20 protein-coding genes and 2 tRNA genes are annotated in these 22,319 nt (G+C 69.3%); 16 read left to right on the top strand and 6 right to left on the bottom strand.

Features of this window, described 5'->3' with window-relative positions; genetic code table 11:
• Positions 1–254 precede the first annotated feature (254 nt).
• Genes GSY69_RS10510 through GSY69_RS10485 form a run of 6 tightly spaced genes read left to right on the top strand, consistent with a single transcriptional unit; the run spans position 255 to position 6,854 of the window.
• On the top strand, positions 255–2,348 hold the full coding sequence (locus tag GSY69_RS10510; protein ID WP_202411033.1) for an MMPL family transporter: 2,094 nt from the start codon (positions 255–257) through the stop codon (positions 2,346–2,348).
• Positions 2,314–3,609, top strand: coding sequence for a sensor histidine kinase (locus tag GSY69_RS10505; RefSeq protein ID WP_160953801.1), 1,296 nt, complete (start codon positions 2,314–2,316; stop codon positions 3,607–3,609). Before GSY69_RS10510 ends, GSY69_RS10505 begins: the two co-directional genes overlap by 35 nt.
• The gene (locus tag GSY69_RS10500) at positions 3,606–4,223 is read left to right on the top strand and encodes a response regulator (RefSeq protein ID WP_160953800.1); all 618 of its coding nucleotides are present in this window, start codon (positions 3,606–3,608) and stop codon (positions 4,221–4,223) included. The genes GSY69_RS10505 and GSY69_RS10500 overlap by 4 nt, the downstream gene beginning before the upstream one ends.
• Positions 4,224–4,264: 41 nt before the next feature.
• Positions 4,265–4,708, top strand: coding sequence for a DUF2871 domain-containing protein (locus GSY69_RS10495; RefSeq protein WP_160953799.1), 444 nt, complete (start codon positions 4,265–4,267; stop codon positions 4,706–4,708).
• Between the two features lie 2 nt (positions 4,709–4,710).
• Complete coding sequence (locus GSY69_RS10490; RefSeq protein WP_160953798.1) at positions 4,711–6,378, top strand: DHA2 family efflux MFS transporter permease subunit; 1,668 nt, start codon at positions 4,711–4,713, stop codon at positions 6,376–6,378.
• Positions 6,375–6,854 (top strand): DUF3817 domain-containing protein, encoded by a 480-nt coding sequence (locus GSY69_RS10485; protein ID WP_235936480.1) that lies wholly within the window; start codon positions 6,375–6,377, stop codon positions 6,852–6,854. The genes GSY69_RS10490 and GSY69_RS10485 overlap by 4 nt, the downstream gene beginning before the upstream one ends.
• A 56-nt stretch (positions 6,855–6,910) precedes the next feature.
• Here GSY69_RS10485 and GSY69_RS10480 read toward each other — a convergent pair whose 3' ends face one another.
• Genes GSY69_RS10480 through GSY69_RS10470 form a run of 3 tightly spaced genes read right to left on the bottom strand, consistent with a single transcriptional unit; the run spans position 6,911 to position 10,093 of the window.
• Positions 6,911–8,692, bottom strand: coding sequence for a hypothetical protein (locus tag GSY69_RS10480; protein WP_202411032.1), 1,782 nt, complete (start codon positions 8,690–8,692; stop codon positions 6,911–6,913).
• Positions 8,689–9,012 (bottom strand): helix-turn-helix domain-containing protein, encoded by a 324-nt coding sequence (locus GSY69_RS10475; RefSeq protein ID WP_160953797.1) that lies wholly within the window; start codon positions 9,010–9,012, stop codon positions 8,689–8,691. Before GSY69_RS10475 ends, GSY69_RS10480 begins: the two co-directional genes overlap by 4 nt.
• A gap of 1 nt (position 9,013) precedes the next feature.
• On the bottom strand, positions 9,014–10,093 hold the full coding sequence (locus GSY69_RS10470; RefSeq protein WP_160953796.1) for a tyrosine-type recombinase/integrase: 1,080 nt from the start codon (positions 10,091–10,093) through the stop codon (positions 9,014–9,016).
• A gap of 230 nt (positions 10,094–10,323) precedes the next feature.
• Here GSY69_RS10470 and GSY69_RS10465 point away from each other — a divergent pair, with 230 nt between their 5' ends.
• The 5 genes from GSY69_RS10465 to GSY69_RS10445 all read left to right on the top strand — a co-directional run bounded on the left by GSY69_RS10465 (position 10,324) and on the right by GSY69_RS10445 (position 14,697).
• The gene (locus GSY69_RS10465; protein ID WP_160953795.1) at positions 10,324–10,839 is read left to right on the top strand and encodes a hypothetical protein; all 516 of its coding nucleotides are present in this window, start codon (positions 10,324–10,326) and stop codon (positions 10,837–10,839) included.
• On the top strand, positions 10,836–12,611 hold the full coding sequence (locus GSY69_RS10460; RefSeq protein ID WP_160953794.1) for a TraM recognition domain-containing protein: 1,776 nt from the start codon (positions 10,836–10,838) through the stop codon (positions 12,609–12,611). The genes GSY69_RS10465 and GSY69_RS10460 overlap by 4 nt, the downstream gene beginning before the upstream one ends.
• A gap of 82 nt (positions 12,612–12,693) precedes the next feature.
• Positions 12,694–13,275, top strand: a complete 582-nt coding sequence (locus tag GSY69_RS10455; protein WP_160953793.1) for a hypothetical protein — start codon at positions 12,694–12,696, stop codon at positions 13,273–13,275.
• On the top strand, positions 13,272–13,484 hold the full coding sequence (locus GSY69_RS10450; protein WP_047311589.1) for a helix-turn-helix transcriptional regulator: 213 nt from the start codon (positions 13,272–13,274) through the stop codon (positions 13,482–13,484). The genes GSY69_RS10455 and GSY69_RS10450 overlap by 4 nt, the downstream gene beginning before the upstream one ends.
• A 43-nt stretch (positions 13,485–13,527) precedes the next feature.
• On the top strand, positions 13,528–14,697 hold the full coding sequence (locus GSY69_RS10445) for a tyrosine-type recombinase/integrase (RefSeq protein ID WP_328698846.1): 1,170 nt from the start codon (positions 13,528–13,530) through the stop codon (positions 14,695–14,697).
• Positions 14,698–14,905: 208 nt separating this feature from the next.
• On the opposite strand, the gene GSY69_RS10440 is transcribed toward GSY69_RS10445, so the two are convergent.
• Positions 14,906–14,979 (bottom strand) — tRNA-Pro (locus GSY69_RS10440).
• Between the two features lie 20 nt (positions 14,980–14,999).
• Positions 15,000–15,070: transfer RNA gene (locus tag GSY69_RS10435), tRNA-Pro, on the bottom strand.
• Positions 15,071–15,425: 355 nt separating this feature from the next.
• Here GSY69_RS10435 and gcvH point away from each other — a divergent pair.
• The 5 genes from gcvH (at position 15,426) to GSY69_RS10410 (ending at position 20,056) form a co-directional block, all read left to right on the top strand.
• Positions 15,426–15,830 (top strand): glycine cleavage system protein GcvH, encoded by a 405-nt coding sequence (gene gcvH, locus GSY69_RS10430; protein WP_160953791.1) that lies wholly within the window; start codon positions 15,426–15,428, stop codon positions 15,828–15,830.
• Positions 15,830–16,903, top strand: coding sequence for an FHA domain-containing protein (locus GSY69_RS15385; RefSeq protein ID WP_160953790.1), 1,074 nt, complete (start codon positions 15,830–15,832; stop codon positions 16,901–16,903). The genes gcvH and GSY69_RS15385 overlap by 1 nt, the downstream gene beginning before the upstream one ends.
• A 10-nt stretch (positions 16,904–16,913) precedes the next feature.
• Positions 16,914–17,396, top strand: coding sequence for a bifunctional nuclease family protein (locus GSY69_RS10420; RefSeq protein ID WP_160953789.1), 483 nt, complete (start codon positions 16,914–16,916; stop codon positions 17,394–17,396).
• A gap of 126 nt (positions 17,397–17,522) precedes the next feature.
• Positions 17,523–18,920 (top strand): class II 3-deoxy-7-phosphoheptulonate synthase, encoded by a 1,398-nt coding sequence (locus GSY69_RS10415; RefSeq protein WP_407925024.1) that lies wholly within the window; start codon positions 17,523–17,525, stop codon positions 18,918–18,920.
• A gap of 2 nt (positions 18,921–18,922) precedes the next feature.
• Entirely contained in the window at positions 18,923–20,056 is a 1,134-nt protein-coding gene (locus GSY69_RS10410; protein ID WP_235936479.1) for a threonine aldolase family protein, read from the top strand.
• A 32-nt stretch (positions 20,057–20,088) separates the two neighbouring features.
• On the opposite strand, the gene GSY69_RS10405 is transcribed toward GSY69_RS10410, so the two are convergent.
• On the bottom strand, positions 20,089–22,236 hold the full coding sequence (locus GSY69_RS10405; RefSeq protein ID WP_160953788.1) for a protein kinase domain-containing protein: 2,148 nt from the start codon (positions 22,234–22,236) through the stop codon (positions 20,089–20,091).
• Positions 22,237–22,319: the final 83 nt, after the last annotated feature.

Below are 22,319 nucleotides of genomic sequence, written 5' to 3'. Positions count from 1 at the left end.
ACTCGTACAAGTCGACGGCCTGCCGACGGAACTCATCGGAGTAGTTCTTCCTGGCCATAGTCCTGATCATCTCGCTTCCTCCAGCAACTGCTGGATTCCACGTGTCCAAGACCCGGGGTCAGGGCCCTGAGACCGGCGACGGGCAATCGTCACATGCTTGGCTCGTGGGGCCGTCGGCATCGTCCAAAAGGTTGAGATTCAGTTCAATATTGTTCGCGATGCCGTAGGAGGAACTTCCTGGTGGGGTTGATGGCATGGCAGTTTCTCGCACTCGTGGATCTTTCTCCGACCGGCTGACTTCGCGCGGCGGGGCGTGGGTATCGCTCGGTCTCGTCTTGTTGATCATGGTCGTCTTGTTCGGTGTGTTCGGGTCGGCGAAGGCCCCGGCGCGAAACGATCAGGCGCCTGCGAGTGCGGAGTCCACGCAAACGAGCGAGCTGTTGGGGAAGTTCCCGAACGCGGACCGTCAGTCCGTGCTCGTCGTCGCGTCCCGCGATGACGGCGCGAAGCTCTCCGAGGGTGAGATCGAGGAGCTCAAAGGTCTCCTCCCGGTGCTCGACGCCCGTTCGGATGCGGCCTCGTCCGGGCCGATGGTCAGTGACGATGGGAAGGCTGCGGTCCTGATCACACCGATCAAGGTCGGCGAGACGAACACGGACACGGCGGCGGTGATCAAAGAACTGCGCACGGATGTCGCCGACCATGCGCCGGCGGGGATGTCGCTGTTGGTGACCGGCGGGCCGGCGTTCGGCGCGGATGTCGCGGCCTCGTTCGAGGGCGCCGACTTCACGTTGCTGCTGGTGACGATCCTGATCGTCGCGATCCTCCTCATCGTCACCTACCGGTCGCCAGTGCTGTGGCTGATCCCGCTCGTCGCGGTTGGGCTCGCGGACGGGCTCGCGGGCCGCCTGACGGCCGCGGCAGGCGCGGCATGGAACCTGCAGTTCGATGCGGGCATCATCAGCGTGCTCGTGTTCGGCGCGGGCACCAATTACGCGCTCCTGCTGATCTCCCGGTACCGAGAGGAGCTCCAGGCGACGCAGAACCACCGGCAAGCGCTCAGCGCGGCATGGCGGAAGACTGTTCCTGCGATCCTGGCGTCGAACGTCACGGTCGTGCTCGCTTTGCTGACGCTCGTGCTCGCGGTGATCCCTGGCACGCACGGGCTCGGGATTTCATCCGCGATCGGGCTGCTGGTCGCTCTCGCCGCGGTCCTGTTCTTGCTGCCACCGCTGCTGGCGGTGTGCGGGCGGAAGGTGTTCTGGCCGTTCATGCCCAAGCCGGACGACACCGGCAAGCAGGGCGGCGCGTGGCGGAGGATCGCGACGAGTGTCGTGAAGCGTCCGGTAGCGAGTCTCCTCGCCGGGGTCGCGCTGCTCGCGGTGATGGCGACCGGCTTGTTCGGGACATCGGTCGGGCTCGATCAGATCGAGAAGTTCCGGGTGCAGTCCGAGTCCGCGGCGGGGCTGGAGGTCCTGTCGGATCATTTCCCGCCTGGTGAGGCGCAGCCGATCTTCATCGTCGCGAACAGCACGGAGGCCGATGCCGTGGTCGCGGCGGCGGACGACGTGGAGGGCGTGGTCCGGGCCCACCCGGTCGGCACCACGGACGACGCGTCGCTCACGAAGATCATGGTGACCAGCGAGTACGCGCCGAGCACCGAGGACAGTCTCACCCAGATTGAGGAGCTGCGCGACGCGGTGCACGGGGTGCCGGGAGCGGATGCGCTCGTGGGCGGCGCGGTCGCCACCGATCTCGACGCGCGTGCCGGGAATCAGCAGGATCTCTGGCTGGTCGCACCGCTCGTACTCGCGGTGAGTTTCCTCGTGCTTCTGATCCTGCTGCGCTCAATCGTCGCCCCGGTGCTGCTGCTTCTGGTGAACCTCGCCAGTGCGGTCGCCGCGATCGGCGCCGGTGCGTGGCTGAGCCGGGTGCTGTTCGGCCAGCACGCCCTCGATCTGCAGGTGCCGTTGCTGGCGTTCCTGTTCCTCGTCGCCCTCGGCATCGACTACACGATCTTCCTCGTGCACCGCGCCCGCGCCGAGGCTACGGTCCGCGGCACGCGGGAGGGCATGGTCGAGGCGATCGCCCACACCGGCAGCGTGATCACGAGCGCGGGCATCGTTCTCGCGGCCGTGTTCGCCGCACTCGGCGTGCTGCCGCTGGTAACCCTCGGACAGCTCGGCCTGATCGTAGGTGTGGGGGTGATCGTCGACACGCTGGTGGTGCGCACGGTGATCGTGCCGGCGATCTTCGCCCTCGTCGGCGACCGCATCTGGTGGCCCGGAAAGCCGGGCCGGGGAGAATGGACGCATGAACATCCTGCACGCGCCGCTGACGCGCACTGACCAGGTGGGGCCGGTAGCCACCGGCGCCACCGTGCGGGCGATGGAGATCGGTCAGCACCTCATCGCCGCCGTCCTCACTCTGATCGGAGTGATCCGCGCCATCGGCGACGGTACCCCGATTCCGGCTGCGATCGTCGCGGGCCTGGCGATCCTGGCCTGGCATACGGCCGGAACGATCCTGCCGTCCCGGACCCGCTCCCAGCGGATCGTCGTGTGGTGGCTGGTCGGGTTCGCGGTGATCTGGGTCGCGGCGGTCGCGGTGTCCGCGGAGTTCGTGTGGATCGCGTTCCTGCTCTGGTTGCTCGCCGGGCACCTGCTGCCCGTCCCGTGGGGGTTGCTGTTCTCCGGGCTGGTGCTCACGGTGGTGATCATCGCCCCGATCCTGCATCACGGCACCACGAGCTACGCGAACGTGTTCGGGCCGCTCATCGGCGGGATCTTCGCGTTCGGGATCTCGCGTGGCTATCTCCAGCTCCTCCGAGACGGGGCTGAACGCGAGCGCCTGGTGGCCTCGCTCACGAGAGCGCAGCAGGAGACGGCCGATCTGCAGGATGAGCTCGCACTCGTTCAGCGCGAATCGGGTGCGGTCGCCGAGCGCACCCGCATCTCCCGGGATATCCACGACACGATCGCGCAGGCGCTTTCCTCGATCCGGCTTCTCGCCCACGCCGGAGCCGGCCGCACGGAGGATGCCGATGCTGTGCGGACCCTCGAACAGGTTGAGACGTTGGCGGGCGACAGCCTCTCCGATGTGCGGCGCATCGTCGCCGCGCTCGCGCCCGCCGAGCTTGAGGACAATGCCCTCGCGGCGGCGCTCCGCCGCATGCTCGACCGCGCAGAGGACGAGATAGGCCTCCGCACCGAGTTGCATGTCGATGAAGCACTCCCCGCGCTCTCCACCGAGGTCGAGGTCGCACTGCTGCGTACCGCGCAGTCCGCGCTCGCGAACGTGCGCCTGCATGCGGACGCCACCCGGGTCGTGATGAGTCTGATCGATTCGGGCTCCGCGGTGCGGCTCGATCTCATCGACGATGGCACCGGGTTCGACGTCCACGCATGGGACCAGACCATGGAACCCGGATCGGAGGCGTCGAGTTACGGGCTCAGATTCATGCGCGCCCGGCTCCGGGAACTCGGCGGCGGCCTCGATATCGAAAGCGCCCCAGGTGAAGGCACCGCGATCTCGGTGCACCTCCCGATCCACCCCATCACCACGACGCAGGCTTCCGGCAGTGAGCCGGCCGCAGAGGAGACGCCATGACCACGACCGTGCTGCTCGTCGACGACCATCCCGTCGTCCGCAGCGGACTCCGCGCCGTCCTCGACACCGACACGGTGCACGTTGTCGGCGAAGCCGCCACCGGGGAAGAAGCCGTCACCCTCGCCGCCCACCTTCACCCCGACGTGGTGCTGTGCGACCTCCGCCTCGGAGCCGGCATCGACGGCATCCAGACCACCGCCGCACTTCGCGCGCTCGACCCGGCACCGGCCGTGCTCATCCTCACGACCTTCGACCGCGACGCCGAGATCCTCGGCGCGATCGAAGCCGGCGCCGCCGGCTACCTTCTGAAAGATGTCGCGCCCGAAGTGATCATCGAAGGCATCCACCGCGCAGCCGGGGGCGACATGTTCCTAGCCCCCGATCTCGCAGGCCGAGTCCTGCAGGGCATGCGGAACCCGCTGCCGCGCCTCACCGAAAGGGAGCTCGAGGTGTTGCGGCTCATGTCGACGGGCGCGGCGAACAAGGACATCGCTCGCACCCTGTTCGTCACCGAGGCCACCGTGAAGAGCCACATCGCGCACATCTTCACCAAGCTCGACGTCGACAGCCGCTCCCGCGCAATCCACCTCGCCCAGGAAACCGGCCTCATCTAACCCCGCAGCTCTCATCCTCTACTCGAAAGGAATCCCCACTCATGAGAAAGCTCTTCAACGCCGCGTTCATCTACATGCTCGTAGGCGTCGCCTCCGGTCTGTTCTACCGTGAGTTCACCAAGCTCAACGACTTCCCCGAGGGCCAGTTCACCCAGCTCGGCCTCGCCCATACGCACCTGCTGACCCTCGGGTTCATCGTGTTGCTGATCGTGCTCGTCATCGAGAAGGTCTTCACGATCTCCCGCAGCCCGAAGCTGTTCGCCTGGTTCTTCTGGCTGTACAACGCCGGCGTGATCCTCACCTCCGCGATGCTCATCTGGCACGGCACCCTCACCGTCCTCGGTCGGGAATCGAACGCGATGATCGCGGGGATCGCGGGTCTGGGGCACATCGCAATCACGGCGGGCATGATCGTCTTCTTCGTCGCGCTCCGCCGCGCCGTTACCGGCCGCACGCCGGTGCCCGCCGAAGCCGCAGCGGCCTGACCATGACTGCAGCACCGACCGCTCAGGAGAGCGCGCCGACCCGGCGGGACTGGCTCGGCCTCGCCGTTCTCTCCATCGGGCTCGGCCTTATCGTGCTCGACGGCACGATCGTCGGTGTCGCGCTGCCCGCCATTATCGGCGACCTGCATCTCGACCTCACGGACGCGCAGTGGGTGAACAGCCTCTACGCCGTGCTGCTCGCCGCCCTCCTGCTCTCCACGGGGAATCTCGCGGACCGGTGGGGGCGCAAGCGGCTCTTCCTCGCCGGTCTCATCGTGTTCGTCGCTGGCAGTCTGCTCGCCGCCGCCGCGACGACCGCGGGGGTGCTGATCGGGGCGCGTGCGGTGCAGGCAGTCGGGGCGGCGTTCATCATGCCCTCCACTCTGTCAACCGTGAACGCCGTGTTTCGAGGCAAATACCGTGCCGCGGCGTTCGGGGTATGGGGCGCCGTGATCTCCGGCGCTGCCGCCGTCGGCCCACTCGCCGGCGGTGCTCTCACCCAGTGGGCCTCGTGGCACTGGATCTTCCTGGTGAACCTCCCACTTGGCGTCCTCGTGTTCATTGCCGCGCTCTTCACCGTGCCCGAGACGCGCGGTGAGAAAAGGCGTCCCGGTGTCGATGTCGACGGCGCGCTGCTCAGCGCCATCGGATTCGGGGCGCTCGTGTTCGCCGTCATCGAAGGCCCCGACCTTGGCTGGTGGACCCCGAAGAGTGACCTCACCGTCTTCGGATGGGTATGGCCGAAAGATGCAGCGATCTCCGCCGTGCCCGTCGCGTTCGCCGTTGCCGCGATCGCGCTGGTCCTGTTCGTGATCTGGGAACGACACCGCGAGAAGGTGCAGCGCGCCGCGCTCCTCGACCTCGGCCTGTTCTCGTTCTCCACGTTCTCGTGGGGGAACCTCACCGCCGCGATGGTCGCCGTCGGTGAGTTCGCGATCATCTTCGTCCTCCCGCTCTACCTCATCAACGCCCTCGGCCTCGACGTCATGGGCGCCGGCCTCGTGCTCGCCGCGATGGCCGTCGGCGCGTTCCTCTCCGGTGCCGCGGCCCGGCATCTCGCCGCGAGGTTCGGCGCGCCCGGCACCGTGCTCATCGGCCTCGGCCTCGAAGTCGCAGGCGTCCTCACCCTCGCCCTGCTCCTGGGGCCCGCGACCTCGGGCTGGCTCATCGCGATCCCTCTGATCGTCTACGGTCTCGGCCTCGGTCTCGCCTCCGCACAGCTCACCGGTACCGTCCTTCGGGACATCCCCGTCGAAGTCTCCGGCCAGGGATCGGCCACGCAGAGCACCGTCCGGCAGATCGGTTCCGCCCTCGGTACCGCATTCGCCGGAGCGACGCTCTCGATCTCCCTCGCGCTCACTCTCCCCGCCGCCCTCGGCGACGCGGGACTCACCGGCGCGGAGGCGGACTCGCTTGCGGACGCCACCCGCCAGTCCGCGGGCACCACGATCATGCAGCTCCGAGAACAGGGAAGCAGTAGCAGTCTCGGCGATCAGACCGCGACGGCTGTCGACGCGCTCACGAGCGGATTCGCCGATGCGACCCGCTGGGCGCTCCTGATCGCGACCGTATTCCTCGCGCTCGGATTCATCGGCGCCCTACGCCTGCGCCGTGCATCGGTTGCGACTCCCATCAACCCGTCAGCACAGCAAGAGGCTCATCCTTCATGACCACGACAAAGAAACCCCAGACCATCAGCCCGCGCATGCTCTTCCGGAGCTTCGCCATCGCCGAGATGTTCACCTGGGCCGGCCTCATCACCGCGCTCATCCTCCGCGCGTTCGACGTCGCCAACCTCGTCCCGATCGCCGGAGGCATCCACGGATTCGTCTTCCTGTGCTACTCCGCGAGCACGATCTTCGTATGGGTGAACCAGAAATGGCCTCTCCGACTCGGCCTCACCGGGCTGCTGCTCGCGATCGTGCCATTCGCCACGATGCCGTTCGAGATCATCGTCGATCGCAAAGGACTGCTGGCCGGCGACTGGCGGCTCGCACCCGGCGGTGAGGCACCGCACGGGTTCATCGAGCACGTCCAGGCCTGGATACTACGACATGTACTCCTGTCGATCATCCTGCTGATCCTGCTCGTCACGGCACTCTTCGTCACCCTGCTCTGGCTCGGACCGCCCGTGCCCCGCGCCTGAGAAGCAAGATGCACCGTTTGGGCCTCTCTCAAGCAGCCTGAGCATGAGGACAAGCCTCACGAGTCGTGGACGCTCTCTGAAAGCACACGAACTCGCCGGACGGGAATCTCCTCATGGAAAGAGGGCTGCCCGAGAGTCGCGGCGTAGCGGGATGCGCCTGCGATGCTCAGGCCGAAGAGGTCGCAGATGCGGCGCACGTCGCCGCCGGTGGCGTAGATCTCTTGGAGGATACGGTCGCTGCGCAGGGATTGCGGATTCAGGCCGGCTTTCTTCCAGGGGAACGTGTGGCCGGGAGCAAGCAGTCTCGGCGCCGTGTTCTGCGTGATGAACAGGTGCGGGTTGAGAGTTCGCGGCCACCTCGCGGCCCGGTGGTCAAGCCAGGCAGCGAGACGCACTTTGACTGGCTCAGCGAGCGGAATGGTCCGGCCGTCAGGCAGAGTGAGGCGGCCGTCGACGATGTCGGTGAGCTGGATCGCGCGGGTCTGCCCGTTGGTCAGGGCGTGGAACGCGACGATCGCGACGCCGAGCGCCGTGGCCGGGTCGGGGTGGTTCAGCGCGGCGCGGATCACAGCTGGGTCGAGGGGCATCGGGATCGTCTGCCGGACGCTCACCGTCGGTAGGTCTTTCATCGGGTTGGTGAAGATGAGCTTGCGGGCTTTGAGGATGGAGAACACCGAGCGGAGTCCGCGGTCGGCCCAGTGTCGTTGGCTCGGCTCGTCGGGCATCACCTGAGAGACCATGCGCGTGTTGATCTGCGCGAGGGATTCGACGCCGGCGCCGGCCCAGGCGTGGAGAATAGGCGCAAGGCCGAGGATCAGCGTGCGGGTGGTGTGATCATCGCGGGGTTTGCGGCGGGGCGGAGTGTGAGAGCCGTGGCGCATGATCTCGAACCAGACGACGAGCTGGTCGATCATCGCCTGCGGGAGCCCCTCGGTTTTCGACTCGAAGTAGGTGACGATCGTCGGCACCCGGTCGTCGATGAGGAAGCCGGCCTCGGCGAGAACATCGAGAGTGGAGACCCGGTTCGTGTTGGTGTCGTAGCCGCTCAGCCGTAAGACCTCGCTGGCCCGGACCTGGGTGGCGCCGTCCGGCCGGATCAGCTGGATCATCTTCAACGAGCGGCGGACCTGGTTCGTCTGGCGCTCGGACCAGCCGAACTTCTCCGCGTGCGCGAACACGATCGTGTCGGTCATATAGGTCCAATCCCGTGCTCCGGCCGTCGTCGCCTGCCGCAGCAACTCTGGATCCGGGTCGATGTGGAACAGCTCGGGCTGACCCCACTCCGCCTGCCGGTCGAGCTGCGCTGCGAGAGCCCTGCGGAGCGCCCGAACCCCCGAACTCGATCGTTTGGGCTTGCGGGGCGCGGGCAGGTTCGCGAAGAAGAGCTGTTGCCCGATGCGAGCGAGGACTGCGAGATCGGGTGCCTGTCCGGGCTCGGCGACCCGGCGGGCGGATTCGAGACAGAGCCGACATGCTCCTTGCACGCCGATCGGGGCGTGCCGTCCGCAGTAGGTGCAGTCGCCGACCGGGTAGTGCCCGAACCACCATCGGCAGGCCCAGCAGCGCCAGTTGTGACGACGGTAGACGCCCCAGGCGAGGCAGTCCTTGCAGGAGCCGAGGTAGCCGGGGCTTCCGGGGTGGCAGCGTTCGCACAGGCCCTGGCTGAAGTACGAACTCGAGCCGCATCGCTCGCAGGGCGGAGGGGTGAACGGGCCGCCGGGCATGCAGTCGTAGCAATACTCGACGCGGGGCCATGTCCATGCCGCCCGGTTCACGCCGCAGGAGAAGCAGGTACGCGGAGGCCGATAGCGGGAACCGATCCCCGGCGCTGTGCTCATAGCGGTGGCGTCGAGCGCGGGTTCCCTGGCCGCGGCCGGACGATTGGCGGAGTGTCGGAGGCCCCGGCGATCATCTCTTTGGCGGGCTTGCGGGCGAGTACCTTGTCGGGTTCACGGACGAGCAGGTCGCTCGGCTCGCAGGACAGGACGTGGCAGATCACGTCGAGGTCATCGAGGCGGATCGTGGTGGGGTTGCCCGTCCAGAGCGCCGACATCTTGCCGAGGCTGAGTTCCAGACCGGCGTCGGCGAGCATCCGCCGCAGCTCGGCAGACTTCCAGATGCCGCGCTCGGCGGCTTTCAATCGCAGGTTCCAGAGCATGTCAGTCGTCTCCTCCCAAGCGTTGCTCGATACGGGCGTTGGCCTGCAGCCAAGCATTCTCGATGTGCTCGCCACGAACGTGGATGTACTGGCTCGTGGTCGAGAGCCAGTTGTGGCCGAGCAGTTCTTGGAGCGCCTTCAAGTCCATCCCGGCCCCGTAGAGCGAGGAGGCGCAGTAGTGCCGGAGGACATGCGGCGTCATGCGCCCCGCCCACGCCGGCAGCCACTTCTCAGTCTCATCGGCCAGAGCGCGACGCAACGCGTTCGGGCCGACCCGCAACGGACGATCCAGGTTGCGGTCGATGCGTTCGCTCGGCAGCATCGGCGCATCCGGGTTGCTCCAATCCGACCCGAACAGGGGGCGGACTTCGGCAAGCCACCAGTCGATCAACTCGGCTGCGCCATTGATCGCGGGGATCAGGCGGGGCTTGTAACCGCGGCCGCGTGAGCCTTTCCCGAATCGGACGTGCAACTTGCCGATCTGCCCGAGGTCTGGCCGCCAATCCCGAATGTCGAGCATCACCGACTCACTGATCCGCAGCCCGACCCTGCGCCAGAGCGACGCGGCGAAGTAATCCCTAGCGGCAGGCAGGTACTTCCGGGCATCCGCGATCGACAGACGCCAACACTCGAAGAACTCGGCGACCTCGGCATCCGAGGGCGGCACCCGCACCTTGCCCAACGAGACCCCGGAGGGCCGGTTCCACTCGTCGATCGGCTGCTCGACCACGATCCCGGTCGCGGCGCGAATCTCGCCGAGATAGCGGGCGATCAGGAAGTCATAGAACTGGGCGATCATGCCCGCCTTGCTCGCCCGAGTCGACTGAGCTCGCCCCAGGCGACGCTGCTCGGCGAGGAAGTTGTCGCCGTCGGCGTAGCCCGCAGACCAGATCGGCCCGGACAACGACTGGGCGAAGTCGAACACGACCGACCGGGAACTGGTGATGTAGCCGTCCGAGATCCCCGCCGCAGCCTGCGCCAGAGCGTACTGGTCGATCAGTTCCTGCTCGAAATCGTCAGCATCCAGCGGCGACGCCACGAGCGGCGTCGCCAGCAAGCTCGGCACTGGCCTCAGCACCATCGACCCACCTGTTCAGGAATCCTGCCCATACATCGAGATTACACCGAAACCTTCGAGAATTCCGAAGTCTTGTCAGGCGATCTTCGAGGCGCGACGAACCTAGTAATCCTGCGGCGTGGGCGCACCTTCCACCTATGAAATGCCCAGATGAACTCGTAGCAATGGAGACAGGTGCCTCACACGAATCCTGAACGTGCGGCGTCAGGAGCCTTCTGGCTCACCTCGCCGCCATGAGGAAACCCGAGCCCGAATCAGTCCCGGTGTCCATCCCGCTCGTCGTGCTTGACGTGCGCGAGGACGGCGCGGTCGCCGTCACCATCGACGGCAAGCAGCTGGCCCCAGAGCCGTTCGCGCCGCCGTGGCGGCGATCTTCGTTCGGGCAGATCATCGACCGCGCCACCAACGACCGGACGACAGCGGTGCGGGTCGAGGTCCGCGAGGCGGACGGCACGAGCTTCACCGACATCATCGCTCCCCGCCGTCGCCGAGCAACCCAGCCGAAGCCCGAGGCCGAGAATCCAGCACCGCTTCCGGTGTTCCTCACTGTCGAGGGCGATGGCTTCGTGCCGGGTGAGGATGTGGCCGTCGCCGCCATCACCGGGCACACTGACGCCGCCGGGACCGGCGCCGCTCGCGCCCTCATCGACGCCGCACAGCTCAGCGCGGACACCTCGGGCGGCGTCGTGGAGGTGCTGCTGCTCGGACGCGTCTCCGGCACGGTCGTCGTCCAACGGGTGGCGCCGTGAACGGTCAGGGGCGGCAGACCGGCTCCTTTGGAGACGAACTGACCAACGCGGCCATCATCGGGCTGATGATGCTGTTCGGCATCGCACTTATGCTCCGTGGCGCCGGATTGGTCGCGGCATGGATCACGGGCACGAGCCAGCCGACCGGCGGGCCTGCCTCCGGGATCGGGGTGCTGTTCGACCCCGGAGACCCCGCGGCAGCCCTCGGCGCGCCCGGTCTGAGCCCGGTCGTCTACTGGATCGTCGCGAGCCTGCTGCTCGCCAGCCTCGTCACCGGCGGGCTCTGGACCTGGTCGCGGCTGCACCGGCACACCCACCAGGTCGAGCAGGACCCGCGTCGGATGGCCGGCATCGCTACTCGCTCGGAGGTCAACACTGCCGCGTCTGAGAAGGCGCTGCTGCGCCGGGCGGGGAGCCTCCGGCCCGGTCTGGACAGCCCGCGTCCGCAGGACGTGGGCTACCGGCTGGGTGTCTCCAAGGGCGCGGGCGTGTGGGCGAGTGTGGAGGACTCGATCATGGTCATCGGACCGCCCCGAAGCGGCAAAGGCCTGCATCTGGTGATCCCCGCGATCCTCGACGCTCCCGGTGCAGTCGTGGCCACGAGCACCCGGCCGGACAACCTGACCGCGACGATGCTCGCCCGGCGTCGGATCGGGCCAGTCGCGATCTTCGACCCCCAACACTTGGCGGAGGGTCTGCCGGCGGGGATGCGGTGGTCGCCGATCCGTGGGTGCCAGTCGCCGCAGACGGCGATGATCCGCGCTACCGGGCTCGCCGCCGGCACCGGGCTGTCCGCCGGCGGAGTCGATGGTGGCGGGTTCTGGGAGGGCAAGACACGGGCCGCCCTGCAATCGCTGCTGCACGCAGCGGCGATCGACAACCGGCCGCCGGCCGAGCTGTTCCGGTGGACCCTCGACCCGACCGCGGCCGCCGATGCGGTGGCGATCTTGACCAGTTCTCCGCTGGCGGCGACGGGGTGGGCGGAGTCGTTGGAGGCGATGATCGACTCCGACCCGCGCACCCGGGACTCCATCTGGCAGGGCGTCTCCCTGGCGCTTGGCTCGCTGGCCGACCCGCGGGTGCTTGATGCCGTCTCGCCCGGCCCCGGCGAGGGCTTCGAGCCCGAGCAGTTCATCCAGAACAAGGGCACCCTGTTCTTGCTGGCTACTGGTTCAGGGGCCGGCGCATCTGCTGCGCTGGTGGCCGCGCTCGTGGAAGACCTCATCGAGACCGCCCGCCGGCTCGCCGCACGCTCGCCCGGCGCCAGGCTCGATCCGCCCTTGCTGCTGGCACTGGACGAGATAGCCAACCTGTCGCCACTGCCATCGCTTCCGACACTGATGGCGGAAGGGGGCGGGTCGGGCATCACGACGATGCCGGTGCTGCAGAGCCTCGCCCAAGCCAGGGACAAGTGGAACGAGCACCAGGCGGGCGCGATCTGGGACGCCTCGATCGTCAAGGTGATCCTCGGCGGCGCATCCAACAGCCGCGACTTGCAAGACCTGTCCGCGCTCGTCGGGGAACGCGACGAGTACACCGACTCCGTGACCCTGGGCGATCACGGCACCCGCTCCAACCAGAGGTCCGTCCGGCGGGTGCCGATCTTCCCGCCCGACCGTATCCGCCGGCTCCCGTTCGGAACCGGGATCGTGCTGCTGCGCTCCGCACCACCGATCGTCACCGACCTGCACCCGTGGCCCAAGCGCCCCGACGCCGCCCAGCTCACCGCCGACCGCGCCGAGATTGAGGCTCTGCTGCGCCGCACTGACTGAGCACGCGCCAGTCGCCTCGTGGCTCACCTCGCTGCCATAGCGAGCCGCGATGACCGCTCGCGTTAGCAGACAAGAGCACAGCATGTCCGACGCCACCGATGACGTGACCGCGAGTAACGTTCCGGACCCGGACCCGGACGAGACGGATGAGGGCTATGACGACCCGCTGATCGCCGAGCCCCCGCACCCGATCAACTGGAATCTGCTGAACGCCGACGACGCCGAGGTCGAGTGGCTGGAGCTCAACGCATGGGTCAACTGGCTCCGGCACACCTACGGGGTTCCCGCCTCTGTCATCCCGCCGGCCTGGTACACGCACCCCGAGCTGCTGTGGGAACTGTCCGCTCTACATCTGCACTGGCTCTGCGCCTACGACCCCGACCAGAACGGGTCCGCCCCGCTCAGCTGGCACCGCGACTTCGCTGACGCTCGCCAGCGGCTCCGCGAATGGGTTGCCGCGTCGGGCACGAAGCTCGATCACGACCGGCCGACCAGGCAGACCGTCTGGCCTGGTGAGGAACCCGCAGAGCCGATCGAGGACGTGCCGATCATCGACCGCGACGCCGAGTTCGTGGAGTTCGTCATGGCCGACGTCGCCGCCCGACGCGAGGGCGAGGAAGCGTTCTACCGCGACCTCGACCCCGACACCGGAGAAATGTCATGAGCGACAACGGACCACTCGTGGTGTCACCCCTGATGCACAGCCGCGAGGTCGCGGCGTACTTGAAGGTCTCGGAGTCCACGCTGTCACGGTGGCGCTCGGCCGGGACCGGACCGCCGTTCCTGCGCCTCGGCGGGATCGCCCGGTACCGGCTCGATGCGGTGGACCGCTGGCTCGCCGAGCTCGAACACGACCATGCCGCGGAGAGCTGAGCCCCAGCCGACCGCTGCGCCTAAGCATGTGCCGCCGATCGGGGTGAAGCTGTCCACGGACATGGAGCGTCGTTCCTACGGCATCCGCGCCCGAGCCCGGTGGACCGACCCGACCACCAAACGGCGTATCACCCGGTCGGAGATCGTGCCCGACGAGGCCGCAGCGCACGCCTTCTTCGACCAGCTCCGCAACTCATCGACCAAGGGCATGGACGTGTCGATGACCCTGTTGGAGTTCGTCACCTCAATTGGCGACCGGTGGGCGCGGGGCCTGGACCCGACCTCAACAGGCGAGACCTACGGGTACGGGCTGAAACTGCGGGTGCTGCCCGCGCTCGGGCATCTGCCCGTCACCCAGATCACCGCCGGGATCATCGACCGCACCATCGACGAGTGGGAGAAGCGGCACGGCGCGTCGACCATCAAGAACACCATCGCGCCGCTGGTCCGCGTGCTCGATGAAGCGGTCCGGGACGGGCTGATCCAGATCAACCCCGCGAAGAACCGCGCCAAGCGGAGCCTGAACCGCAACGCCTTCCGCGGCCAGTCCGCCGAACAATCCTCCCCGCGGGCGCACGCGATCCCAGACATGAAGACCCTCAACCGGCTCGCAAAGGCCTGCGGCAAGGTCCACCAGTCCTACAGCGACTTCGTGATGCTCGCCGCGCTACTGGCCGCGCGATCCTCGGAAGTGTCCGGGTTGCAGGTCGGAGACGTGGACTTCGCCAAGAACCTCGTTGTGATCCGCAGGCAGGTCTTCCCCGGCAAGGGCGGCCTGGTCACCAAGCCGACCAAGAGTCGAAAAGAACGCCGGGTGCCGATCCTCGAACCGCTCCGCCCCGTCCTGGAACGCCTCACCGAAGGCAAGGAACCCGAAGACCAACTCCTCGTCGGCCCGAAGGGCGGCTACCTCACCACCGCGACCGTCCGCGACGCCACCAACTGGGACAGCATCGTCGCGAAGCTCGGCCTGCCCGACCTCACCCGGCACGGCCTGCGCCACACCGGAGCAACCTGGATGGCCGACGCCGGCGTCCCACTGCACGTACTGCAAGACATCCTCGGCCACGCGTCGATGGAAACTACCCGCGGCTACCTCCACCCCGACGACCGGCATCTCGCCTCAGCAGCCGAGCAGGCCAACGCCTTCCTCTCCGCCGCCGGACAGCGCAAGCAGGCCCGGCGCAGCGGCCCCTCGGCCAGGGGCCTGTGATGTGCGCCCGCGTCCGCGCGAGCAGCCTCGCAGTCGTTCTGGTTCCCTTTTGGTCCCCTTATCCACAGGGGAGCGGGTCGAGGCGGTCTCGCTGTCCACAGGCGCCCGCCCGGCGCGACACCGGGGGGACCAGAGGGGGACCACCGAAAACCACCCTCGGACATGCAGAAGCCCCGGTGAGAAACCTACTCTCACCCGGGCTTTTACGTCGGGCTGACAGGATTTGAACCTGCGACCCCCTGACCCCCAGTCAGGTGCGCTACCAAGCTGCGCCACAGCCCGTGGCATGGATTTTCAGTTGTTCGGGCCGACCAGAGCGGGGTAAACCCCTTGACCCCCAGTCAAGTGCGCTACCAAGCTGCGCCACAGCCCGCGGTCGCGTCGCACCAGCGCCGCGAACCTGGATCACTCTATCCCGAGCGGCGACGGGAGGCAAAACCGGTTGGCCGGCCGGAGGATCGCTGGAAACCTCGGGGCGCCGACGCGCACGTCGGACGCACGGTGCACCCACCGCGCGGCGTGACGTGCGCCTCAAAACGCGCCCCGCGAACGCCGGTGAGCCTCGCCTCGGGTGGTACCCTCGGAGCACCCCGCACCACCACCGTGCACGCGACGAGCGGCGTCACCACCTCGGCTCACGTCAGCGGCATGACAAAGCTGTCATGCGAACGACACTTTGCCGAGGTGAGACGTTATGCTTGTGTGACACGAACGTATGAGGAGATGACATGGCCACGCTGGACTACCCGGCCTCGCTCCGGTACTCGAGTGACCACGAGTGGGTCGCGAGCACCGGCGATGCCGATGTCGTGCGCGTCGGGATCACCGATTTCGCGCAGGACTCGCTTGGCGATGTCGTCTACGTCGACCTCCCCGCGGTGGGCGACGCCGTCTCCGCCGGCGACGAGTGCGGCGAGGTGGAGAGCACGAAGAGCGTCTCCGACATCATCGCCCCGATCAGCGGCGAGATCGTGAGCATCAACGAAGACCTGGACTCCGCTCCGGAGACCATCAACACCGATCCCTACGGCGCCGGCTGGCTCTTCACCGTCCGCCTGGCCGCCCAGAGCGGGATCGACGACCTGCTGGACGCGGATGCCTACTCCGCCGAAGTCGGAACCGGAGGCGCGTGATGTCGCAGCCGCACAACCCCAACAGCCAGAACCCCTGGGAGAACGCCGAGCAGGCCGCGCGCCCGCACACGTTCCCCTTCGCGGGCCAGTCTGCCGACGCCCAGTCCGGCGCCCAGAATCCCCAGGGCTCCTGGGACCAGGCCCCGCAGCAGCAGGGCTGGGACCAGGGAGCGTCCCAGGGCTGGAACCAGTCCGCTCCCGAGGGGCCCGGCCAGCAGGCCCCCTACGACCAGAATGCCGGCTCCGGCGACCAGGGGTGGGGACGGCCCGCCAGGCAGGGCTCGCAGCAGGGCGGCTGGGACCAGAACAACGCCCAGCAGGGCGGCTGGGACCAGAACAACGCCCAGCAGCAGGAAGCGCAGCAGCAGAGGTGGGCGCAGCCCGCTCCGCAGGCCCCGCAGCAGTCCGCGCCCTCTGACCAGCCCGCCGAACAGGGGTGGGGGCAGTCCGCGCAGCAGCAGGGCTCCTGGGGCCAGTCGGCCCAGCAGGGCTGGGATCAGCCCGCCCAGCAGGGCTCCTGGGACCGGCCCTCCGACACCGGCGATCAGCCCGCGAATCCGTGGGGCGGCCAGCAGTCGGGGTTCGGCGCGCAGCACGACACCCCGCCGCAGGGCAACCCCGCCCAGCCGGGGACCAGCGTGAACCCGCAGGTCCCGGGCGCGTCCGATGAGCAGGCCGGCCAGCAGGGATCGCAGCAGGGCTACCAGGGCATCCTCGATCCGCGCACCGGTGAGATCCACCCCGTGCCGGACCTCAACAACCTCCACGATTCCGATGCGCTGCTCGTCGTGGTCTCCGGGCCGGACGCCGGTGCGCAGATCCTCCTCGACACGGACGTCGTCACGGTGGGCCGCAGCCCCAACGCGGACATCTTCCTGGACGACGTCACCGTCTCGCGCAAGCACGCGGAATTCGTCCGGACGCCCGCCGGCTTCACGCTGCGCGACACCGGCTCGCTCAACGGCACCTACGTGGGCCGGCAGCTCATCGACTCGATCGAGCTGCAGAACGGGGCGGACGTGCAGATCGGCAAGTTCCGCATGATCTTCCAGCAGCGGCCCCGGACGGCCTGAGCGACGCTCAATGCCAGTCGAACTCGAAGTCGTCGGAATCCGCATCGAGCTGCCGGCCAACCAGCCCATCGTGCTGCTCAAGGCGGTCTACCAGCCGCGCTTCCTGCCCATCTGGATCGGCTCGGGGGAGGCGAACGCGATCGGCATCGCCCAGCGGGGCCTGGAGCCGCCGCGCCCGCTCAGCCACAACCTCATGGCCGACATCATCGCCGCCTACGACGATGAGCTCAAGGAAGTCGTCATCACCGGCCGCGAGCAGCACATCTACTACGCCGAGCTGCGCACCGAGAACGGCAAGGCCATCTCCGCGCGCCCCTCGGACGCCCTGGCGCTGGCGCTCATCGCCGACTGCCCCGTCTATACGACGGAGGAGCTCATCGAGGAGGCCGGCATCGAGGCCCCCGAGGCCGACGAGGAAGAGGTCGCGCAGTTCCGCGAGTTCCTCGACCACGTCTCGCCGGAGGATTTCGAGGGCGAGGCCGGCCAGTCCTGAGACTCCGCGGCGGTCGCGTGCTGCGCACCGTACGATCGTCTCAGCCCCATGACCCGTGCGGCCAGCGCGCTGCCCCCCGGCGCCGCGCCGCGGACCCAACCGGAGTGAAGAAGAGCAGTGAAGAAGATCAGCAGCATCTACCAGTCGGCCGGGAGCGCGCACGCGAGCGCGGAGACGATCGCCGGGCTCGATGCCTGGCGCTCGCTGAGCCCCCAGCAGCAGCCGGCCTATGAGGATGCCGCGGAGCTCGAGGCCGCGCGCCAGTCGCTCGGCGCCCAGCCGCCGCTCATCTTCGCCGGCGAGGCCGACCGCCTGAAGGACCGGATCGCCGCCGCCTCCCGCGGTGAGGCGTTCGTGCTGGCCGGCGGCGACTGCGCCGAGTCGTTCAGCGGCGCCACCGCGGACAAGATCCGCCGCCGCGTCCAGACCGTCCTGCAGATGGCCGCGGTGCTCACCTACGGCGGCTCGCTGCCGGTCGTGAAGATCGGCCGGATGGCCGGGCAGTTCGCCAAGCCGCGCTCCTCGGACCTCGAGACCCGCGAGGGCGTCACGCTGCCGAGCTTCCGCGGCGACATCGTCAACAGCCACGAGTTCACCCCCGAGGCCCGCCGTAACGACCCGCAGCGCATGCTCACCGCCTACAACGTCTCCGCCTCGACGCTCAACCTCATCCGGGCGTTCACCACCGGCGGCTTCGCGGACCTGCGCCTCGTCCACGACTGGAACCGCGGCTTCCTCACCGCCAACGAGGGCTACCAGCGCTACGAGGCCACGGCGGCGGAGATCGACCGCGCGCTGCGGTTCATGGAGGCCTGCGGGGCGGACTTCGAGGCGCTCAACTCCGTCGAGTTCTTCGCCGCCCACGAGGCGCTGCTGCTCGAATACGAGCGCGCCCTGACCCGCATCGACTCGCGCACCGGCGACCCTTACGACGTCTCCGGGCATTTCCTGTGGATCGGCGAGCGCACCCGCCAGCTCGACTCCGCCCACGTGGACTTCCTGTCCCGCGTGCGCAACCCGATCGGCGTGAAGCTCGGACCCACCGCCACCGCGGACGACGCGCTGGCACTGGCCGAGAGGCTCGACCCGGACGCCGAGCCGGGGCGCCTGACGTTCATCACCCGGATGGGCGCCGGCGTCATCCGCGAACGGCTGCCCCAGCTGCTGCAGGGGATCGGCGACCGCCTCCCGCACGTCACCTGGGTGTGCGATCCCATGCACGGGAACACGATCACCTCGTCATCGGGCTACAAGACCCGCCGCTTCGAGGACATCATGGCCGAGGTCTCCGGGTTCTTCGAGGCCCACTACGACGCGGGCACCGTGCCCGGCGGGCTGCACATCGAGCTCACCGGCGACGACGTCACGGAGATCCTGGGCGGCGGTGCGCAGATCGACGAGGCGGGCCTCGAGGAGCGCTACGAGACCCTCGTCGACCCCCGCCTCAACCACGACCAGGCCCTCGAGATGGCCTTCCAGGTCGCCGAGTACGTCAGCGCCCACCGGTCAGCGGCCGGCGCCTGAGCATGGGCACCCGGCCGGCCGGCGCCTCGGGCGCGGGGGAGTCGGCAGCCGAGGCAGGCATGGCCCGCGATGGCGCCGAGCGGCCCGCAGCCGAGGTCAGCATCGACCTGCGCTCGGACACCGTCACCCGGCCCGGCGCGGAGATGCGCGCCGCGATGGCGGCCGCCCCCGTGGGCGACGACGTCTACGGCGAGGACCCCACCGTCAGCGCCCTCGAGGAGGAGACGGCCGAGCTGCTGGGCCTCGAGGCCGGCCTGTTCTGCCCCACGGGCTCCATGGCCAACATGCTCGGCATCGCCGCGCTCACCCCGGCCGGGACCGAGGTGCTCGCCGAGTCCCGCGCCCACATCCTGCGCGCGGAGTCCGGCGGACACGGTGCGCTGGCCGGCATCACCTCGCGCACGTGGCGCTCCGACGGCGGGGTGTTCCGCGCGGCCGATGCACTCGACATGCTCAGCCCTCCCGGCTCGCCCATGCTCGTGCCCACGGCCACCGTGAGCGTGGAGAACACCCACAACTTCTGGGGCGGCACCGTGGCCGACCTCGCCGAGCTGCGCGAACTGCGCGCCGCCACCGCGCGGCAGGGCGTGGCCGTGCACCTGGACGGCGCCCGGCTGGCCAATGCGTGGACCGCCGCCGGCGTGGCCCCCTCGGTCTACGGTGAGGTGGCTGACACGATCTCGATCTGCCTGTCCAAGGGCCTGGGGGCGCCCGTGGGCAGCGTGCTCGCCGGGTCCGCAGAGACGATCGCCGCCGCGCGCACCCTGCGCAAGCGCTACGGGGGAGGCATGCGGCAGGCGGGCATCATCGCCGCCGGCGGCCTGTTCGCGCTGCGGCACAACGCGGACCGCCTGGCCGATGATCACGCGCACGCGCGACTCATCGCCGAGGCGATTGCCTCGGCCGCGCCGGGGGCCGTCGATCCCGCGGCGGTGGCGACGAACATCGTCGTGGTCGAGCTGGGACAGCGCTGGTCGGCCGGGGGCGCGCAGGCGTTCGCCCGGGACGCCGAGCGCCACGGTGTGCGCGTGTCCGTGCTGGGACCGCACACCGTGCGGCTCGTCACGCACCTGGATGTCAGCCGCGAGCAGGCGCAGTACGCGGCCGAGGCGCTGGCCGGACTCGCCGCCCGCTGAGCGGGCAGCGCGGGCAGCCCGGCCGGCGCCGGCTACTTCTTCGCGGCCTTCTTCTTGTCTGCCGCCTGCTTGTCCGCGGCCTTCTTCTTCGCCGCGTCGGACTTCGCGGCCGCGGACTTCTCCGCCTTCTTCTCGTCGGACTTCTCCGGCTTCTTGCCCTTGGAGACCTTGAGGAAGACGAGCGCGTCCTTCTTGCGCTCCGCCCCGGCACCCGGGTACTGGGAGACGACGCTGCCCTTGGCCACGGTGTCGCTGTAGACGTCCTGGCGGGCGACCCGGAAGCCGGCGCCGATGAGCTTGCCGAACGCCGTCTTGTACCCGTACCCCTTGACGTTCGGGATCTCGACGGGCGCCTCGCCCTTCGACACGGTGAGGTCCACCGCGGCGCCCTTGCGCAGCTTGGCCCCGGCATCGTCGGCCTGCGCGATCACGGTGCCCTTCGCGACGGAAGCGGAGTGCTTGGACTTCACGTCCCCGGCCTTGAGCCCCGCCTTGGCCAGCGCGGCCTTCGCGTCGGCCAGCGAGGAGCCCGTGACATCGGGCACCGCGAAGCGCTGGGCGCCCTTCGACACGCGCACGTGGACGGTCGAGTGCTCGGGCAGCGCCGTGCCGGCCTTGGGATCGGTGCCGATGACGGTGCCGGCCTTCGCCGACTCGCTGTACTCCTGGGCCAGCGCCGGCTCGAAGCCCGCGGAGCGCAGCGCCTGCTCCGCCGCCTTGGCCTCGGTCCCCGCCTGCACGGCCGGGACGAGCGGCTTGGCCGGCGGTGTGCTCGTCTGGGCCTCGGTGCTCTCACCATCGGCGGGGTTGGTCAGCGCGATGGCCGACCAGCCGCCCAGCATGACGACCGCGGTTGCCGCGGTGATGCCCAGCGCCCTGCGCGCAGTGCGCCGGCGCCGCCCACCGCCCGCGCCCAAGGCGGGCGCCCGGGTGGCACCCTGTGCCGTCGGCGCGCTGGCCGCGAGCGCTCCCGCGCGCGCACCGTCGTGGTCCTCGGCCGCACCCGCCGGGGCGGTGGCGCGAGCCGGCTCCCCGGTCACGGCGCCGGCCTCGGTGGCGCGGGTTCCAGCCGCAGTCTCGGCGGCGAAGGCGGCCGCGGGCAGTCCGGCGGCTGCGTCTTCGGTCCCCGCCGCAGCATCCTCGGGTGCGCCAGCGGTGCCCGGCTCGGCCGCGGGCTGCGCGCCCTCGGCATCGCCGACGAACGGGATCTCGTCGGTGCGCGCCTTGCGCTCCTTGGCCACCGGCTGGGCGGTGGGCCGCTCGAGGCCCGCGGTGGGCGTGAGCACTGGGGCGCCGTCGGCGGCCGGCAGCTCTGCGGCGGCGGCCCCGAAGTCGAGGGCGGCCGTGCTCAGCTCCGCGCGCAGCCGGCCGAGCTCGGCGCGGAACGCGGCGGCGTCCGAGGGCCGCTCCTCCGGGTCGCGGGCCGTTGCCCACAGTACGATCGCGTCGAGCTCGGGATCGAGCCCGGGCACCACGGCCGAGGGCGGGGGCACGCGGTCGTGGACGTGGCGGTAGGCGACCTGGATCGGCACCTCGTCCGTGTAGGGCAGCTGCCCGGTGAGCATCTCGTAGAGCATGATGCCCAGCGTGTAGAGGTCCGTGCGGTGGTCGGCGCCCGTGCGCGTGACGAGCTCCGGGGCCACGTAGCCCACCGTGCCGATGAGCGTCTTCGTCGTCGTCGCCGATGTCACGGCGCGCGCCAGGCCGAAGTCCGCGAGCTTGATCTGGCCGTCGGCGCCCAGCAGGATGTTGTCCGGCTTGAGGTCGCGGTGGATCATGTCCGCGCCGTGGACCACCTCGAGGGCGGCGAGGATCGCGTCGGTCACGACGATCGCCTGGCGCGGGGTGAGCCGCCCGCGGTGCTTGAGCTCCTTGCGCAGCGTCACGGACTCGAGGTACTCCATGACGAGGTAGACGACATCGCCGTCGCGCTGCTGATCGTGCACGGCCACGAGGTTGGGGTGCACGAGGCGCGCGGCGTTCTCCGCCTCCCGCTCGAAGCGCTCGACGAAGGTCTCATCGGCGCTCAGATGACCGTGCATGACCTTGATGCCCACGGTCGACTCCAGCAGCATGTCCGTGCCGCGGTAGACCATGGCCATGCCGCCGCGGGCCACGACGGTGTCGACGCGGTATCGGCCGTTGAGCAGCTGCCCGAGCAGCGGATCGCGGATCACCATGCGCCCGCCCCGCCGTGCTGCGGCCCGGAGCCGGCCGCGCGCCCCGCCGCGGGGCCGCTGTGCGGCTCCGCGCCCGGCTGGGG

This window comes from Brevibacterium rongguiense (assembly GCF_009857845.1).
Lineage (GTDB): Bacteria > Actinomycetota > Actinomycetes > Actinomycetales > Brevibacteriaceae > Brevibacterium > Brevibacterium rongguiense.
This window is presented reverse-complemented; position numbering and strand designations above follow the sequence as displayed.

Coding starts and splice junctions, on each gene's coding strand:
- GSY69_RS10450 (WP_047311589.1), top strand. CDS start 13,272: ATGAGCGACAACGGACCACTCGTGGTGTCACCCCTGATGCACAGCCGC.
- GSY69_RS10480 (WP_202411032.1), bottom strand. CDS start 8,692: ATGAGCACAGCGCCGGGGATCGGTTCCCGCTATCGGCCTCCGCGTACC.
- GSY69_RS10500 (WP_160953800.1), top strand. CDS start 3,606: ATGACCACGACCGTGCTGCTCGTCGACGACCATCCCGTCGTCCGCAGC.
- GSY69_RS10410 (WP_235936479.1), top strand. CDS start 18,923: ATGGGCACCCGGCCGGCCGGCGCCTCGGGCGCGGGGGAGTCGGCAGCC.
- GSY69_RS10495 (WP_160953799.1), top strand. CDS start 4,265: ATGAGAAAGCTCTTCAACGCCGCGTTCATCTACATGCTCGTAGGCGTC.
- GSY69_RS10470 (WP_160953796.1), bottom strand. CDS start 10,093: ATGGTGCTGAGGCCAGTGCCGAGCTTGCTGGCGACGCCGCTCGTGGCG.
- GSY69_RS10420 (WP_160953789.1), top strand. CDS start 16,914: ATGCCAGTCGAACTCGAAGTCGTCGGAATCCGCATCGAGCTGCCGGCC.
- GSY69_RS10505 (WP_160953801.1), top strand. CDS start 2,314: ATGAACATCCTGCACGCGCCGCTGACGCGCACTGACCAGGTGGGGCCG.
- GSY69_RS10455 (WP_160953793.1), top strand. CDS start 12,694: ATGTCCGACGCCACCGATGACGTGACCGCGAGTAACGTTCCGGACCCG.
- GSY69_RS10510 (WP_202411033.1), top strand. CDS start 255: ATGGCAGTTTCTCGCACTCGTGGATCTTTCTCCGACCGGCTGACTTCG.
- gcvH (WP_160953791.1), top strand. CDS start 15,426: ATGGCCACGCTGGACTACCCGGCCTCGCTCCGGTACTCGAGTGACCAC.
- GSY69_RS10475 (WP_160953797.1), bottom strand. CDS start 9,012: ATGCTCTGGAACCTGCGATTGAAAGCCGCCGAGCGCGGCATCTGGAAG.
- GSY69_RS10465 (WP_160953795.1), top strand. CDS start 10,324: ATGAGGAAACCCGAGCCCGAATCAGTCCCGGTGTCCATCCCGCTCGTC.
- GSY69_RS10490 (WP_160953798.1), top strand. CDS start 4,711: ATGACTGCAGCACCGACCGCTCAGGAGAGCGCGCCGACCCGGCGGGAC.
- GSY69_RS10405 (WP_160953788.1), bottom strand. CDS start 22,236: ATGGTGATCCGCGATCCGCTGCTCGGGCAGCTGCTCAACGGCCGATAC.
- GSY69_RS15385 (WP_160953790.1), top strand. CDS start 15,830: ATGTCGCAGCCGCACAACCCCAACAGCCAGAACCCCTGGGAGAACGCC.
- GSY69_RS10485 (WP_235936480.1), top strand. CDS start 6,375: ATGACCACGACAAAGAAACCCCAGACCATCAGCCCGCGCATGCTCTTC.